Origin of the sequence: Variovorax sp. VaC1, from assembly GCF_043658315.1 — a bacterium.
GTDB lineage: Bacteria > Pseudomonadota > Gammaproteobacteria > Burkholderiales > Burkholderiaceae_C > Variovorax.
Genome location: NZ_JBIGLT010000002.1, coordinates 618,872 through 633,137, shown reverse-complemented (window position 1 = coordinate 633,137; position 14,266 = coordinate 618,872). Strand labels below are relative to the sequence as shown.

Below are 14,266 nucleotides of genomic sequence, written 5' to 3'. Positions count from 1 at the left end.
TGAGACGAACGGCCCGAAGATTTCCGGTAACGCACGGTGAGGAGCACCACGAAATTCTAGGTGGCACCCAATTGGGGCGCGCCCGTTACCGGAAAGCGCGCCCGCACTCGTCTCATGGGGGTAACAAGAAAAACCATCTCATCTCGCTGGAAACACACCTACATGAATCGAATCGGGAGGCAGAGCCCCATCCTCCAGGCCGGAACGGGCCGGCGCATGGCCGTTGCGGCGGCGTGCGTGCTGACGGCGGGCCTGTCGTTCGCCACCATCCGGGAGTTCGACGTGCCCGGCGGCGAGCTGAAGCCCGCGCTCGACGCCTACATCGCGCAGTCGGGCGTGCAGCTCATCTACAAGGTGGAAGACGTCAAGGACCTGTCGACGCGGGGCGTCCAGGGAAAGATCGCCCCCGATGCCGCGCTGGACCGCCTGCTCGACGGCACCCGCCTGCACATCCGACGCGGGCAGGACGGCGCGATGGTGCTCATCGCGCCGCCTGGAATGGCATCGCCGAAGAGCGTGCCGGTGGCGAAGGACAGGAAGCTCTGATCTGTCATCGCGACGGTGCCGTGTCCGGCTACAGTCGGGCGCGAATCCTGGAGAGCACCGCGATGAAGCCCCTTGTTCGCTACGCCGTTTGCGCGGCACTTTGTCTTGCGTCCGCATCGTCCATGGCCGGAGGGGCGATGGAGAGCACGAGCACCCGTCCGGACCTGTTCTTTGCATGGTTCTCGTCCAAGGACAGCGATGAGCCGGTGGTCGTCAATTTCGCCAGGCAAGCGGACTCCCGCGCGTTGACCGCGCATTGCGGCAGCGGGCTCCCTGTCTACAGCTTCGGGCAGAACGCGCGGTTCACCTGCGAGGCGCAGCCGCATGAGGCCGACAGTCCGGACGCATGGAAGGCGGCCGAAGTCATCGTGAGGGGGCCGGCACCCAAGTCAGGCGCGCAACGGTTCGGCATGTTTTCATTGAAGCCCACGCGGACCACGCGCTGGAACACGCGGGCAGTCACGCCTGACGAGCAGGCGGCGCTGAAAGCCCTGATCGATGCGAACAAGCCACGCCCGCGCCTGCCCGCGAAGCAGTTGAAGCTGGCCGCGGCCACGGCGGTGTCTGCCTCGGACGAAGGGCGCACCACTCTCGTCGTGCCGGGCAATGAGGTGCGGGATGAACCTGGCCAGTACTACGCGCAACGCCACTATGTCTTCGTGAAGGAGGACGGGGCGTATGCGTACCGGGGAATGCTTCCGGCCAAGCCCACGGGGTACTTCGACCTTGATGGTGGCGACCTGCCCGCCATCCTCGTCGAGGAAGACTGCGACGGCTGGTGCGTCTCGTTGTGGCGCATTTCCAAGGGCGTTCGCAGCGTTGCGTCGTTCGGCGGGCACTGAGGGCCGGGGTTCGACAGGGCTGGATCGGCCCGGTTTTCTGCGGCGCCGTACCGATGCGCTGAAGGCGCTTGCCTGTCCAGAAGAACGTCGAAGCGACGGCGGACCTTGCTGTTGTCCCTTGAAGCTTCAATGCGGATGCGCGTGGTGCACGTCCGGCACGTGCGGATGCGTGTGGCGCAGGGGCGTGTGCTGGTGCGGATGGCTGTGCTCGCCCACCGGCATCGGCTCGTGCACATGGTCGTGGTGGCCATCGTCATGCCGGTGCGCGTGTTCGTGGTCGAGCCATTCGTGGTCGTGCGCATGGCCGTGCGATTCCGCCAGATGCAGGGCGACCCCCGCGAGCATCAGCACGCCGCCGGTGGCCATGCCCCAGCTCAGGCTCCGGTCGCCCAGCGCAATGGCGACCAGTGCGCCGATGAAGGGCGCGAACGCGAACACCGAGCCGGTGCGCGCCGCGCCGAACGCCCGTTGCGCCAACAGGTACAGCCGCAGGCTCAGACCGTAGCCGCTGGCACCGATGGCGAGCAACGCCAGTGCGGCGGACCATTCAGGCCGGGGCTCGCCGGCAGCGACCGCGAGCAGCACCGTGGCGCCCACGCCGAGCAGCGACTTGCCCAGCACCACCTGGCCCGGATCGCGTTCGGCCAGCGCGCGCGACAAGGTGTTGTCGATGCCCCAGGCGAGCGTGGCCGCCAGCACGGCGAGCAGGCCCAGCAGCTGCGCGCCGCCGTTCAGGCCGCGATCGACCACCAGCACCATGCCGCCCGCGAGCAACAGCAGCATCGCGGTCCAGACGCGGCGGTCCATCACCTCGCGATAGAGCATGCGGGCCAGCACGGCGGTGCACAGGGCCTCAAGGGCGAGCATGAGCGATGCGCTGGTGCCGCTGGTGTGCTGCAGGCCCCAGGCAAGGCCCACGGGGCCGACCACCGCGCCGAAGAGCGCCATCCACGACAGCCGCTTCAGATCGGCACGGCGCAGGGCCGCTTCGCGTTCGACCGGTTGCCGCAGCCATGCGCCCATGAGCGCGGCGCCGGCATAGAGCAGGGCGGCGGTGGTGAAGGCGCCCAGCCCGGCGCCCGCCAGCTGGACCAGCGGTGTGCTGATGCCGAACAGCACGGCCGCCAGCAGGGCCAACAGGCCGCCGCGCATCGCGGGCAGATGGAAGAAGCGCATGGCCTGGGTCTCTTTGGTGGGGGAGAAGGTCGATTCTGCAGCGATTGCATCAGCCGCTGCGCGTCGTCGCAACTACTGCGGCACCGGGCGCGACCACAGCCACGCCAGCACGATGGCCATGCAACCGATGGCCAGCGCGGCCAGCCACCACCTGTGCGCGGTCAGCGACACGATCACGGCGCAGGCAGCCATGGTGATCGTCGCGCTCCACTTGGCACGGCGGCTCACGGTGCGGCCGTTCTGCCAGTTGTGCAGCAGCGGGCCGAACAGCCGGTGCCCGAGCAGCCAGCCGTGCAGGCGCGGCGAGCTGCGCGCAGCTGCCCATGCAGCCAGCAGGATGAATACCGTCGTCGGCATGCCCGGCAGCACGACGCCGATCAGGCCCAGGACAAGGCACAGCACGGCAAAGCAGTACAGCAAGGCGCGCATCAGCGGTGATGGTGGCTTGGGGGTGGGGTTCAATGCAGCGCTCCGGCCAGACATTTCGATTGGCTCGAGTTTCTTAAATAGCGGTTATGGGGAAGACTGGATGGCTGAAATGGGCCCTGAGGAGGCCGTCAAAGTCTGAAAAAAACAGTCGCTGCCAGCGAAGGTGGACGAGTCTCGATGAGTCAAGGAATTCTCAACTGGCCACTCGGCAACGTTAAAGCGCAGTCGTCCACGACGCCCTCAATCATGTCGCCAAGAAGTCGGGGCTACCGCTTTAGGCCTTTGTGCCATCTTGCGGTGAAGCGTCGACGACTGAACAGAGGCGGCGCGCATGACGTTGAGAGTCAGTCGAAGGCGGCGGACCTCGATCTGCATTGACACTAACTAGGGTCTCGACGAACGTTCCTCGAAGATTGCCTCGATTTTCCAGTTGTAGATTTAAGCTGCGCGTTGGCGAGATCTCCAAGATTCCTGATAGCCCCTTCCAGGCGCGGGTCGCCGAGATGCCCGTAGTTGATGCGCAGGTGCCGGGTGTATCGGCGGTCGGCTGAAAACAAATGGCCCGGCGCTACGCCTATGCCGAGCCGAAGAGCGTCCTGGTGCAGTGCGAGCGAGTCGACACCTTCTGGCAGCGCGAGCCACAGGAAATAGCCACCCTCGGGACGCGTGACCCGCGTTCCAGTCGGAAAGTATCGATCGATGAGTCGCAAGCATGCAGCCTGCTGGCGGCTGAGCGAATGCCGCAGGGCGCGCAGGTGGCGATCGAAACTCTTGTGTTGGAGGTACTCCTGCAACGCCAGTTGCGAGGGGAGTGCCGTCGCCAGCGAGCTCATCAACTTGTTCCGACTCAAAGTGGCTGCAAAGCGACCGCCCGCTACCCAACCGATGCGATATCCGGGTGCCAGGGATTTCGAGAAAGAACTGCAGTGCAGCACCCCGCCAGCCCGGTCCCAGGCCTTGGCTGGTGGCGGTCTCCGAGCCCCATGCGCGAGCTCGCCGTACACGTCGTCTTCGATCAGCGGTATGGCGCGGGCGGCGAGCATGCTGACCAGTTGCTCTTTGGCTGCGTCGCTCATGGTGCAGCCCATCGGATTCTGGAAGGTCGGCATGAACCAGCAGGCCTTCACCGGATGCTGGTCGAGCACGCGAGCAAGAGAGCTGAGATCTACGCCTGTACGCGGGTGGGTCTCAACCTCGACCGCGCGAAGACCGCGCCGCTCCAGTGCCTGCAACGCACCATAAAAGGTTGGCGTTTCGATCGCCACGACGTCGCCTGGCTGCGTCACCGATTCGAGTGCAAGATTGAGGGCTTCCATCGCCCCGCTGGTGATGACCAGTTCAGACGCTGGAACATCCATCCCGACGCTGCCGTAGCGGAGGGAGATCTGATGGCGTAATAGGGCGTTTCCTGGTGACAAATCTTCGACGGTCTGCCAAGGATCCATCCGCTTGAGCGCTCGCGTCAGGCCGGCGGCAAGTTGTTCGAAGGGAAACAGCTCTGGCGACGGAAAGGCCGAGCCGAGCGGGACCATATCGCGCTCGCGAGCCTGCGCAAGGACCTGAAAGACAAGCGACGAGACGTCGACCGACATGGACCGGAGGACAGGCTCGCTGGCGGCGAGTTCGTTGGTCGGCATTTCCGCGCCCGCTCGAACGAAGTATCCCGACCGCTGCCGCGCTTCGACAAGCCCTTGCGCCTCCAGCAGGTAGTAAGCAGAGAACACGGTGGACGCGCTGATGCCCATTTGCGACTTCAGTTCGCGCACGGAGGGAAGGCGATCGTTCGCCTTCAGGCTACCCGCGCGGATACGCTGAGCGATGTTGTCGGCAAGCTTCTCGTAGCGGTTCACGGGCATCTCTTTCTGATACGGTCGTTCTGGACCGCTCCCGAGATTGTCATATCAGACGTCGGCCTGCCCCGGCGCGACTACCGACCTCCTTGCATCTGATACGAAAATTTTCAGCCGATCTGGTTCTGTACGTATCAGTCTGGAAGATGAACACTCGACAGCACGATGAGAGTGCTTCTGTGGTGCAGGCAGACTGCTCCGCCTTTCGACGCGTCTTGCGGACGCTCATTTAGCTGACCGCTACCGTTTCGTTAGATTGATTGATTGACCGTTTCTTCATCGGTCTATTGAGCTACTCGCCGCACTCGGGCACTTCGCCGTCTGTCACCCAATGTCCTTTCAATCATGAATTCAATCCCTATCTCTTTTGTTATTTTCAAGATCCTCGTGCTCAGCGTGGGCATGTATTTAGCCGTCAAGTGGCATTACGAACGGGGACAGAAGGACAAGAATCAAAAGACAGTTGCAGTGGTACTGACATCCGTCAAGGTGGGCGCGGCGTTCGTCGCTTCTGCGTTCCTCGTGCTCTTCCTCACCTTCGAAGTTTGCAATTGGATGGGTCTGGACCTGGCCATGCGGTGATTGGAAGTTTTCGGTCGATAGCCCGGATACGATGCGACTGACGGCACGACCCTTTCAGAGACGGACCTCGACACGACGGCGCGGTATTTGGCTGGCATGCCGACGTGCGAGGCACGAGCTCGCCGACGGTAAAGTTCTCGCCCAGAATTCATGTGAAGTGATTTTTCGGCTGCATCGTCTCTGCTCCTGCGCCAACCTGCGTTGGTGCCAGGCATCAGGCCGGTTACCTTCTTGCCAGAAGCCTTGAGGCGGCGCCGGAACTCGATGTAGCAATCTTCGATTTTCATATTCGATGAGCCCGCCGAGTGGCTGCTTGTGGCCGCTTCTTGACTGCCGCATGGCCAGTTCGCACACGCTTCCGATGACATCGTTGTGAGCCTGCGACGAAGGTCCGGCGTTGGCCCGATTGTTGTCGAAGACCTAACCAGTGCGGTCGCGTTTCAGAAGCCTGGTTCGCCCACTCAATCTTGTCGGCGCCCGCACCGACTGCTCTTGTGAGGCGCGGGAGATGGTTTCCAGCTCCAGGGTTTGGTCGGTCTAGCCATTCGATCGGTACCATTCCGAAATGGCATCCCTCACTCCCCTAATTCGCATTGGCCTTGAGAAGGCCTGCAAGGCATTTTCCGTATCCGCGCAGGGCTTGGGATTTGCTAGAACCAAGAAGATGTTCTGGACGCGCCGCCATTCACACACGGTGGACTTCGTTCACTTTCAACGTTCGGGTAGTTCGTATCCAGCCATCGGTGCGACAGTCGAAATCCAAGTCCACTTCGGCATTCGCGTGCTCAACGACACATTTGCTGCTGCAGCGCTGAACGGCCCCTTCAGCGATTCTGACAAGCTGCGTGAAGGACGCTATCACCTGCGCTTCAATGCCGAAACGGGCAGCACCTACGAGCGCTGCGTCGACGATCTGGAGCGCTTTTTAAGAGAGCAGGGTGAGCCTTGGTTCCGAAAATTCGCCAACCCCGAAAGCCTGCTGTTGCATGCAGACTCTCCACTGCGGGCCGAGGAAAAGGTTTCGCTGACCGAGGCGGTGGGCGGCCACGCAAAGCCCGAAAGCATCGCAGTCTCCCTGAAGCTGTTTGGGTTTGTAGCCGGTTGATACGGACCCGGCCCTACTGACCCCATCGCCTCGAGCCGATATGGCCAGACTTACCAGTGGGGGCGGTTTGGAAAAACTAGCGGCACAGGCCCCTCAATGGCGCGCCTCATAGCATCGAGCAGCCTGAGTGAAGGTCCGGTTCTGGCCAGCTGTAGTCGAACGACAGCCGGCATGAAGCCGATTTCACTTTGATCGAGAGAACTACGAGCACCTGCATTCCATCGGCCCTTTACCGCGCATGCCGGCCGTTTGCTCCCAGCGGTAGATGCTGACCATCGATCCGTTCTTCCCCTGTGTGGCGCAGTGCTCGATACAACGTTGCTCAGGTGATGGCAGAAAACTGACGCCGTATGCGATAGCTGCCGCCAATGCCATGAAAGCGCCGAAACCGAATGCGATCTGGAGACCGAGTGGGATGGAGTGCTTACTGGTCATGACTGCCTTAACGTTTCAGCTGAGCGGCCGTCAAGCCGTTGGAGGTCCGTTTGAGCGAATGTCCGCTGTTGAGAATTGGACTATCGGCCAACCATTCTTTGCCATCATGGGAAGCCCAAGTCCAGATCGAGCATTCTGCCAAGGCCGAAGGCGAGCAGCGAGAGGCCCAGGAGCGACAGCACGAAGACTGCGGCCACCTTGCCGCTCGTGCGTAGCACCGCGCTCTGCTTCTCCTTCCCCTTCTTCCCTTGCTCATAGTGCCACTTGATGGCGAAGAACATGCCCGTGCCGAACACGAGAAGACAGTCGACGCTGAACCGTGTATGTCCGTTCCTGGCCGAACTCTGCCACATCGGCGGGCTCGCCAGGTCAGACGGAACGCTGCTTCAACACAGTAGGTTCAATGGGATGTCCTGGCCAGAGCTGCACGAGGTAATGGTCTTCGCCGTCCAGCCCATCCGCCGACAGTGAATCCAAGCCAGAGGCCGATAGCCTGACCCTGAACGCGCCCGGCTCCACGTCGAAACGGAGGGCATCGGGAAAATAATCGGTGCAGCCTGCGACCACGAGAGGGCCAGTCGCAACCACCAGTGAGCCTTCAACAACATGGTCGAAGTTGGCGAAGTCGCCAGGCGGCTCGGACTCAAGAAACTCGAGCGTCACCGGCACATTCGTGTTGCGGGCGGTTCCGATGCCGACCACACCCGCCGAGACCGCAAGCATGCGACGCGTTGCCGCCTCATCCCAAGCGTCCGACAGGTTTCCTTCCGCGGTCTCGTCCTGAAGATAAAACTGGTGGTAGTCCGCGAAGAGTTCTAGGCGATGTGACTTCATGAGGTGGATTCCGTTAGATGCAATCGGATGAGAGTGAAGATCGCGAATGCCCTCTTGTTGAAAGGCCGGGATGAGGGGCCGCTTCTGGCCGTGAGCAGGCTTGCCGCTAGAGGCACATAAACAGGAGGAGGCTCTTGCCCTGGTCAATCGCCTGCCGAGCAAATCCGCTCATCGCCTCCACGACCGGCTCAACGCCAGGGCCGTCGGCGCCCATGTGCACCAGCTCCTCGTGCTTGGCCCAGGACATTGCGACTTCCGCGGCGGCGCCGGGCTGCACCGCAGAGAGCCTACGCACGAAATCCTGCGGAATTTCAAAGACCCATCGCTCCTGCGTGTACGCAAGGAGGTACTTCTCACCCTCGAAATCCGCATGGCTAGCTCCGCCGAGAGCGGACCAAAGTCCGGCTAGCGCCATGTTGTCCAAAGAGTTGAACTGCAAGCGAGGCCAGCTACCTGGAGTGGCAGAAAGTATTTCGGGTGCATCGCCAGTCGAGGCAATCAGGATGTCTGTCAGCATGCTTGATAGATCTTGAGCGTTGAAATCGTATGACTGCTTGTGGCCGACTGAAATAACCCGTTGTCATTTTTCGCGGCGAAACGGTTTGCGCGAAAAGCCGCGACGCAGACAGACCTTAACTCCCTGCAGCCAAATGAGCCACCGGCATTCAGGCTGCGAGCGCACACCGCACGAAACCAGAGCGAAGCCACAAGCCGGACAACAAAGCCGTCCCTCGCAACTCACGACACACCAGCCACCGCCGCCCCCAGCGTCATCCCAATGACTTGCAGCAGCTTCTCCGTATCCACAGGCTTGAAAAGCACCGGCACGCCAGACTCCCGCACGCGCTGAAGGCGATCAGGCGCCGTTTCGCCGGTGATCAGCAGCAGCGGAATCCGCCTTCCGCCGCGCCAGCGCAGGCGCAGGCCGGCATCGAGACCGCTGCCGCCGTCGGCCAGGCGGTAGTCGCACAGCAGCAGCTCGAACGGGCGGCCGTCGACGTCGGCCTGCGACAGCGCGGTGGCCGCTGTGGCCTCGTCGGCCACGGCCTCGACGTCGATGGCGTACGAGCGCAGCAGCTCGCTCATGCCCTGGCGGATCTCGGCCTCATCGTCGATGAGCAGCACGCGACGCGGCAGGGCCGGCGAGACAGCCGGGGTCGGCATCGGGGCGGGGCGCTGATGTTCGCGCCAGGTGTTCGTGCCCGGGCGCCAGTTGAACGGCATGTCGGCCGGGGCGCTGGCCGATGGCAGCTGCACGCGAAAACGCGTGCCGCGATCGACGCGCGATTGCACCTGCACCGGATGATCGAGAAGGCGCGACAGCCGCTGCACGATCGACAGGCCGATGCCGAGGCCGCGCGAACGGTCGCGGCCAGAGTTTCCGATCTGATAGAACTCCTCGAAGATGCGGCCCAGTTGCTCGGGTGCGATGCCGATGCCGGTGTCGCGCACTTCGATCCACACGTTCTCGCCACGCGTGCGCACCCTGACGATCACGCCGCCGCGCACCGTGTACTTGAGCGCGTTGTCGACAAGGTTCGAAAGCATGCGCTGCAGCAGCTGCGGGTCGCTGCGCACCCACACGCCGCTGGCCTGCACGCGCAGCTGTAGCCCGGCCTGCTCGGCGCGCGCCAGGAAGACGTGGTTGAGCGACACCAGCAGCGCATCGAGCGGAATGAGCCGCACGTCGGGCGTGATCACGCCCGCATCGAGGCGCGAGACGTCGAGCATGGTGTCCAGCGAATTGCCCAGCGCATTGACCGCGCGCATGAGCCGCTCGGCGTTCTTGCGCTCGGGGCGGTCGTGCAGTTCGTTCTGCAGCGCGGCGCCAAAGAGCGCGATGGCGTGCAGCGGTTGGCGCAGGTCGTGGCTGGCGGTGGCAAGGAAACGGGTCTTTTCTTCGCTCGCGCGTTCGGTCGCGGCGATCTGTTCTCCCAGGCGCGAGACCAGCGATTCGTTCTCGAAGCGCAGCACCAGCGCATCGGTCAGCTGCTTGTTCTGCCGGACGCCCCGGCGCAGCGCCAGCACCAGGTAGGCGATGCCGATGGCGGCCAGAAAAAGATTCACGCCATCGCTGTGCCAGATCAGCGCGCCGATCAGGCCGCCCATCATCGGAATGCCGTAGCCGAACAGCGAAGCCTTCATGGGCCAGAGCGCCTGCATGGCCAGCCCCGAGCCAACCATGATGAGGATGGCCATCAGCGCCGTTACCTCGGGGTCGTGCGTGGAGATGAAGAACCAGGGCACGGGTGCGGTGGCCACGCCGGTCAGGATCATCTGCAGCATGTGCCGGCGCGCCCAGCGGGGGCTGTCGGCCACCGGCACGCCGGGGTGCCAGCGCGGCGTCGACAGCACGTACAGGTCCACGCAGACGAGCATGGCCACCAGCGGCAGCACGGTGGGCAGCTTCAGGTGAAAGTAGCCGAGCGCCCCACCCAGGAACGTGAAGCCGAGATGGGCCCAGACACCGACCTTGCGCGATGCATAGACCGAGGCCAGGTGCTCGCGCAGCACGCGCTGGCTGCTGGATGTGTCGATGGCGGGATTGTTCAACGCGGGCCGGGCAGAAGTTGCAGGGTCATCCAGATGTGGCTTCGGCAATTTAACCCGCGGCCGGTCGAAGGCCGCAAGCAAACTTTCATCGGCATGACCCTGCGCATGCGGCCTACTTCGGTGTGTAGGTCATCTGGGTTACCACGCTCGTGCTTTCAGGCACCTTGTCGGTGGGAGCGACGAAGGACTTCAGGCGCTGGCCGCGATACGGCCCCTCGGCTGCGATCCACGACGTGACGGTGACCGTGACGCCGGGCGCATTGTTCGTGCCCGTGGTCGTGACGAGCAAGAACCGGCAGGTGTTGAAGGTGCCGACCGGCGTCGCCAGCGTCTCCTGGGCCTGGTAGGTCAGGGCTTCGGTGACGTTCACCTTGATCGTTGCGTTGCCGCTCACGGCGTCCGCGCGGTAAGCGACGTTCACGGTCTGGCCCGGCTGCATCGCGACGGGGGTCGAGGGTGGTGGCGTGAAGACGCTGTCCACCTGCGTGCTGCCGCTGCCGGTCGTGTCGCCATAGCGAATCACGTTGCCGCCGACGAGGTCGCGGTAGTAGGGCAGCGTGGTAAACGGCGTGTTGTTCGCGTCGAAGAGCGTCTGTTCGAAGGTCACCGGCGTGGCGCCCGCGAACGGTTGGCGCTTGCCCGTCGTGACGCTGTTGTGCGTCGAGGTCGTCGGCTGGTTGGGCGTCGTCATCTGCAGGTCGTACGTCAGCTGAGTGCCTTCGTCGTAATCGGCCGCGTTGGTGCAGGCCGATGAGTCTGCAGTTGCGGGTGCTGGTGCAGGAGCAGGTGGTGCGGGTGGCGGAGGCGGCGGTGCAGGTGGTGCCGTCGGCGTCGTGGCGGTGATGGGCAGAAGGCCTGCACCGCCGCCGCCGTCGCCACCGCCGCCGCAGGCAGCGAGTGTCGCGGCAGCCGCGATGATGGAGAGTTGCTGGAAGCGCTTGATCTTCGATGTTGTCATGATTCCCTTTGGTCGGTTGTGTCGAAGGATGTCGAGGCCGCTGCGGGAATGTAGGAGCCTTGAATGGGGCTCACCAGTGCCGAAAGTCACGAGGCCAACGACGTGCATCGACGTGCATCGGCGCGATCGAAAAGGTCGGCAAACAGATCGAAGAGAAGGCGTTGAATGGCCGCGCGCGCGGCTACAGTCGGCCACGCAACGTCGATCGATTCATGAACGAGCGCGTGGCTGAACCTTCATGGCGTCCGGCAGAATCCGCGCGGCTCGCGGCATCTTTCAATCAAGAAAAACGCATGACAAAACAAACGCCCGTCGACCAGGTCTTTGACTGGTGCGTCCAATTCCTGGTGCACTGGGCCAAGGTTCTGGGCATCACCTACAACGAGATCAACGTCTACGTCTTCTGCGTGATCTGGCCGATCGTGACGCTGGTTCTTTTCATCATGGTGGTTCGTCAGTGCGCAACGATCCGCATGCTGAAGAGGCGACTGCCTCGCGCGTAGCGCGCAGGCCTCAACCCGAGGTCAGCTCGACCCATTGCGAGCGCCAGGCGGGGGCGTCGAAAGGGTCTGCAAAGTACTGGGTCTCGCGCGCGACCTTGCCGTCCCGAAACTCCATGATGCTCACGGTGAAGGCGCTCTTGCCCTGGTAGTCGATGACGTACTCGGTGACCCAGAGCGAGCCTTCTCCCACGATCCGCCGGATCGCGAACCCGGAGGGCTTGCCCGGGTGATGACTGCGAAGCGCCTGCAGGTTGTGCCGGCCGTGGATGACCTCGCCCGACTGCGGGTACGCGCACACCGCATCGTCGTGATAGATCTCGTGCTCGGCGACCTGATCGCCTGCAGCGGATGCGGCCCAATGGCGGTCGATGGCTGCGCGGATGTCCTGTGATTGCATCGTCGATCTCCATGCGTGTCTGCGGCGTTGACGTCGGGCGAAAGGCTTCTACAGGCCGACTGTAGACCTTGGCCACTGGCCGCATCGCAGCCGATGCACGATGCAAAAGAGATCAGTGGGCCGGGCGTCATTCACCCGGCCACCACACCGCACGCAAGAAGAAAGGCCGGAAGGCGATGCGCCGCTTCAGACAATCCGCACAGACAGCTCCGGCAACCCATCGATGTGAATCTCGATCAGGTCGCCGCGCACCACCGGGCCGACGTTCTCCGGCGTGCCCGAATAGATGATGTCGCCGGGCATCAGCTCGAAGGCCTGCGACAGGCGGCTGATCTGTTCGGCGACCGACCAGATCATGTACTTGAGCGTTGCGCTCTGCTTGATCTGTCCGTTCACCTTGAGCCAGATCGCGCCATCGGTGAAGTGGCCGACCTTCGCGACGGGATGGATCGGGCCGACGGGTGCGGCGTGGTCGAAGCTCTTGCCGATTTCCCAGGGCTTCTTCTGGTCGCCCATTTCGCGCTGCAGGTCGCGGCGCGTCATGTCCAGGCCGAGCGAGTAGCCGTACACGTGGTCGAGTGCATCGGCCGTGGCGATGTCGCGCCCGCCCTTGGCCAGTGCCACCACCAGCTCCACTTCGTAGTGGTAGTTCTTGGTGAGCGAGGGGTAGGGGTGGTCGGCGACCACGCCGGGTGTCACGACCTGGATGGCATCGGCCGGCTTCTGGAAGAAGAAGGGCGGCTCGCGGGTCGGGTCCGAGCCCATCTCGCGCGCATGCGCGGCGTAGTTGCGGCCGATGCAATAGATGCGGCGCACCGGGTACACCTGCTCGCTGCCGACGATGGGGATGGTCGAGGCGGCGACGTCGAAGGGCGTCGATGGTGATGTGCGCGCGGCGCCGGCGGGCAATGCGCAACCGGCGATGGCGCCCGTGGCCATGGCGGCCGAACCGGCCAGCAGGCCGCGACGTGAACTGGACATGATCTTTGTGCTCCTTGGGTTTCTCGAAGGCGTGGCCGTGAGCGGCATCGCCCGTCGATTCTGGAACGCTGCACATCCGCAAGGCCGCACGCATCTACGCAAAAACAGGACGCAACCACCACGCCGGGGGCCGGCCTTACCATCGCGCGATGCCCTCGGCCCGTTCTTCCAGCTCCCGCCTCTACGGCATGCAGGAGCGTGCGAACCATCTCGACTTCGACATCCGCTTCGAAGGCGCGCGCGACGTGCTCGCGAGTCCGCACCGCCACGAGTATTTCCAGATCCAGGTGAGCATCGAGGGCGGCGCGCAGCAGCTCATCGGTGGCGCGGTGCGGCCGTTCCGGGCAGGGCACCTGAGCTTCGTGCTGCCGTACCGCGTGCACGTGGTGCCGCACCCCGAGGGCGCGCGCTATGCCATCGTGAACTTCGACCAGGGCTTTCTGTGGCCGGAGCTGGCGGTCGCGCCGCTCGACCTGGAAGAAGTGCCGGTGGCGCGCGTGCCCGAGCTGGCACCGTTCCTGTTCCAGGAGTACGTCGACTTCGGCTTCGATGAGGCCGACTTCGCGCGCATCCTGGGCTGGCTCGACGAACTCTCCGCGCTGAACCGCACACGCGGTTTCGCGGCAGCGGGCGCGATCCGCGGCATCCTGCTGCAGCTGATCGCGTTCGCATGCCAGCGGCACGAGGCGCAACTGATCGAGCAGGCACAACGCCACAGCAGCGGACGCAGCTCGCGGCGCGATGCACTGCAGCGCGTGATGCGTTATGTGCGCGAGCACCTGAGCGAAGAGATGTCGCTCAACGACGCGGCCGCGGCGGCGATGCTGTCGCCTAACTACCTGGCCCATCTGCTGAAGAAGCAGACCGACCGCACCTTCACCGAGCTGGTCACCGAGCGCCGGCTCGACCGCGCGAAAGAATTGCTGCTGACATCGAACGCGCGCATCGTCGACATCGCGCGGCAATGCGGCTTCACCGATGCCGACTATTTCAGCCGCCGCTTCCGGCAGCAGCTCGGCGTCACGCCACGGCAGTTTCGCAGCGGTGTTGCGGCACCCGACGCAGGCGCCTGATC

General features: G+C 63.8%; 16 protein-coding genes. 6 read left to right on the top strand and 10 right to left on the bottom strand.

All coding sequences use genetic code 11. The features are described 5' to 3' along the window. Positions 1–162: 162 nt before the first annotated feature. A complete protein-coding gene (locus tag ACGLHS_RS09915) occupies positions 163–546 on the top strand; it encodes an STN domain-containing protein (protein ID WP_394479180.1) in 384 nt (127 codons plus the stop codon). 62 nt (positions 547–608) lie between these two features. Continuing rightward, positions 609–1,388, top strand: coding sequence for a hypothetical protein (locus ACGLHS_RS09910; protein ID WP_394479178.1), 780 nt, complete (start codon positions 609–611; stop codon positions 1,386–1,388). Between the two features lie 126 nt (positions 1,389–1,514). Here the strand turns inward: ACGLHS_RS09910 and ACGLHS_RS09905 are convergent, their stop codons facing one another. From ACGLHS_RS09905 to ACGLHS_RS09895, 3 genes are all read right to left on the bottom strand, one after another. Continuing rightward, on the bottom strand, positions 1,515–2,564 hold the full coding sequence (locus ACGLHS_RS09905; protein WP_394479176.1) for a DMT family transporter: 1,050 nt from the start codon (positions 2,562–2,564) through the stop codon (positions 1,515–1,517). A 72-nt stretch (positions 2,565–2,636) separates the two neighbouring features. Then, entirely contained in the window at positions 2,637–3,026 is a 390-nt protein-coding gene (locus ACGLHS_RS09900) for a YbaN family protein (RefSeq protein WP_394479174.1), read from the bottom strand. A 347-nt stretch (positions 3,027–3,373) separates the two neighbouring features. Further along, positions 3,374–4,843 carry a PLP-dependent aminotransferase family protein gene (locus ACGLHS_RS09895; protein WP_394479172.1) on the bottom strand — a complete coding sequence of 490 codons (1,470 nt, stop codon included), beginning with the start codon at positions 4,841–4,843 and terminating at the stop codon, positions 3,374–3,376. Positions 4,844–5,188: 345 nt separating this feature from the next. Here ACGLHS_RS09895 and ACGLHS_RS09890 point away from each other — a divergent pair, with 345 nt between their 5' ends. After that, positions 5,189–5,425 (top strand): hypothetical protein, encoded by a 237-nt coding sequence (locus tag ACGLHS_RS09890; RefSeq protein WP_093237906.1) that lies wholly within the window; start codon positions 5,189–5,191, stop codon positions 5,423–5,425. A 565-nt stretch (positions 5,426–5,990) separates the two neighbouring features. Further along, positions 5,991–6,530, top strand: coding sequence for a hypothetical protein (locus ACGLHS_RS09885; RefSeq protein ID WP_394479170.1), 540 nt, complete (start codon positions 5,991–5,993; stop codon positions 6,528–6,530). A gap of 539 nt (positions 6,531–7,069) precedes the next feature. On the opposite strand, the gene ACGLHS_RS09880 is transcribed toward ACGLHS_RS09885, so the two are convergent. The 5 genes from ACGLHS_RS09880 to ACGLHS_RS09860 all read right to left on the bottom strand — a co-directional run bounded on the left by ACGLHS_RS09880 (position 7,070) and on the right by ACGLHS_RS09860 (position 11,310). After that, positions 7,070–7,318 (bottom strand): hypothetical protein, encoded by a 249-nt coding sequence (locus ACGLHS_RS09880; RefSeq protein WP_394479168.1) that lies wholly within the window; start codon positions 7,316–7,318, stop codon positions 7,070–7,072. A gap of 16 nt (positions 7,319–7,334) precedes the next feature. After that, positions 7,335–7,799, bottom strand: coding sequence for a hypothetical protein (locus ACGLHS_RS09875; protein ID WP_394479166.1), 465 nt, complete (start codon positions 7,797–7,799; stop codon positions 7,335–7,337). 106 nt (positions 7,800–7,905) lie between these two features. Continuing rightward, complete coding sequence (locus tag ACGLHS_RS09870; RefSeq protein ID WP_394479164.1) at positions 7,906–8,316, bottom strand: hypothetical protein; 411 nt, start codon at positions 8,314–8,316, stop codon at positions 7,906–7,908. A 221-nt stretch (positions 8,317–8,537) separates the two neighbouring features. Continuing rightward, positions 8,538–10,352, bottom strand: coding sequence for a hybrid sensor histidine kinase/response regulator (locus ACGLHS_RS09865; protein ID WP_394479162.1), 1,815 nt, complete (start codon positions 10,350–10,352; stop codon positions 8,538–8,540). Between the two features lie 112 nt (positions 10,353–10,464). Beyond that, positions 10,465–11,310, bottom strand: a complete 846-nt coding sequence (locus ACGLHS_RS09860; RefSeq protein ID WP_394479160.1) for a hypothetical protein — start codon at positions 11,308–11,310, stop codon at positions 10,465–10,467. A 59-nt stretch (positions 11,311–11,369) separates the two neighbouring features. Here ACGLHS_RS09860 and ACGLHS_RS09855 point away from each other — a divergent pair, with 59 nt between their 5' ends. Next, positions 11,370–11,813: a hypothetical protein gene (locus ACGLHS_RS09855; protein ID WP_394479158.1), complete on the top strand. Its 444-nt coding sequence runs from the start codon at positions 11,370–11,372 to the stop codon at positions 11,811–11,813. A 10-nt stretch (positions 11,814–11,823) separates the two neighbouring features. On the opposite strand, the gene ACGLHS_RS09850 is transcribed toward ACGLHS_RS09855, so the two are convergent. Continuing rightward, complete coding sequence (locus ACGLHS_RS09850; protein WP_394479156.1) at positions 11,824–12,210, bottom strand: nuclear transport factor 2 family protein; 387 nt, start codon at positions 12,208–12,210, stop codon at positions 11,824–11,826. A gap of 186 nt (positions 12,211–12,396) precedes the next feature. Then, the gene (locus ACGLHS_RS09845; protein WP_394479154.1) at positions 12,397–13,191 is read right to left on the bottom strand and encodes a fumarylacetoacetate hydrolase family protein; all 795 of its coding nucleotides are present in this window, start codon (positions 13,189–13,191) and stop codon (positions 12,397–12,399) included. A gap of 188 nt (positions 13,192–13,379) precedes the next feature. Between ACGLHS_RS09845 and ACGLHS_RS09840 the strand changes: the two genes are divergently transcribed. Continuing rightward, complete coding sequence (locus tag ACGLHS_RS09840) at positions 13,380–14,264, top strand: AraC family transcriptional regulator (protein WP_394479888.1); 885 nt, start codon at positions 13,380–13,382, stop codon at positions 14,262–14,264. Positions 14,265–14,266 lie beyond the last annotated feature (2 nt).

What these genes read in the sequence shown, in the direction of transcription:
- ACGLHS_RS09915 (WP_394479180.1), top strand. Translation starts at nt 163, where the DNA reads ATGAATCGAATCGGGAGGCAGAGCCCCATCCTCCAGGCCGGAACGGGC.
- ACGLHS_RS09910 (WP_394479178.1), top strand. Translation starts at nt 609, where the DNA reads ATGAAGCCCCTTGTTCGCTACGCCGTTTGCGCGGCACTTTGTCTTGCG.
- ACGLHS_RS09905 (WP_394479176.1), bottom strand. Translation starts at nt 2,564, where the DNA reads ATGCGCTTCTTCCATCTGCCCGCGATGCGCGGCGGCCTGTTGGCCCTG.
- ACGLHS_RS09890 (WP_093237906.1), top strand. Translation starts at nt 5,189, where the DNA reads ATGAATTCAATCCCTATCTCTTTTGTTATTTTCAAGATCCTCGTGCTC.
- ACGLHS_RS09885 (WP_394479170.1), top strand. Translation starts at nt 5,991, where the DNA reads ATGGCATCCCTCACTCCCCTAATTCGCATTGGCCTTGAGAAGGCCTGC.
- ACGLHS_RS09880 (WP_394479168.1), bottom strand. Translation starts at nt 7,318, where the DNA reads ATGTGGCAGAGTTCGGCCAGGAACGGACATACACGGTTCAGCGTCGAC.
- ACGLHS_RS09875 (WP_394479166.1), bottom strand. Translation starts at nt 7,799, where the DNA reads ATGAAGTCACATCGCCTAGAACTCTTCGCGGACTACCACCAGTTTTAT.
- ACGLHS_RS09870 (WP_394479164.1), bottom strand. Translation starts at nt 8,316, where the DNA reads ATGCTGACAGACATCCTGATTGCCTCGACTGGCGATGCACCCGAAATA.
- ACGLHS_RS09860 (WP_394479160.1), bottom strand. Translation starts at nt 11,310, where the DNA reads ATGACAACATCGAAGATCAAGCGCTTCCAGCAACTCTCCATCATCGCG.
- ACGLHS_RS09850 (WP_394479156.1), bottom strand. Translation starts at nt 12,210, where the DNA reads ATGCAATCACAGGACATCCGCGCAGCCATCGACCGCCATTGGGCCGCA.
- ACGLHS_RS09845 (WP_394479154.1), bottom strand. Translation starts at nt 13,191, where the DNA reads ATGTCCAGTTCACGTCGCGGCCTGCTGGCCGGTTCGGCCGCCATGGCC.
- ACGLHS_RS09840 (WP_394479888.1), top strand. Translation starts at nt 13,380, where the DNA reads ATGCAGGAGCGTGCGAACCATCTCGACTTCGACATCCGCTTCGAAGGC.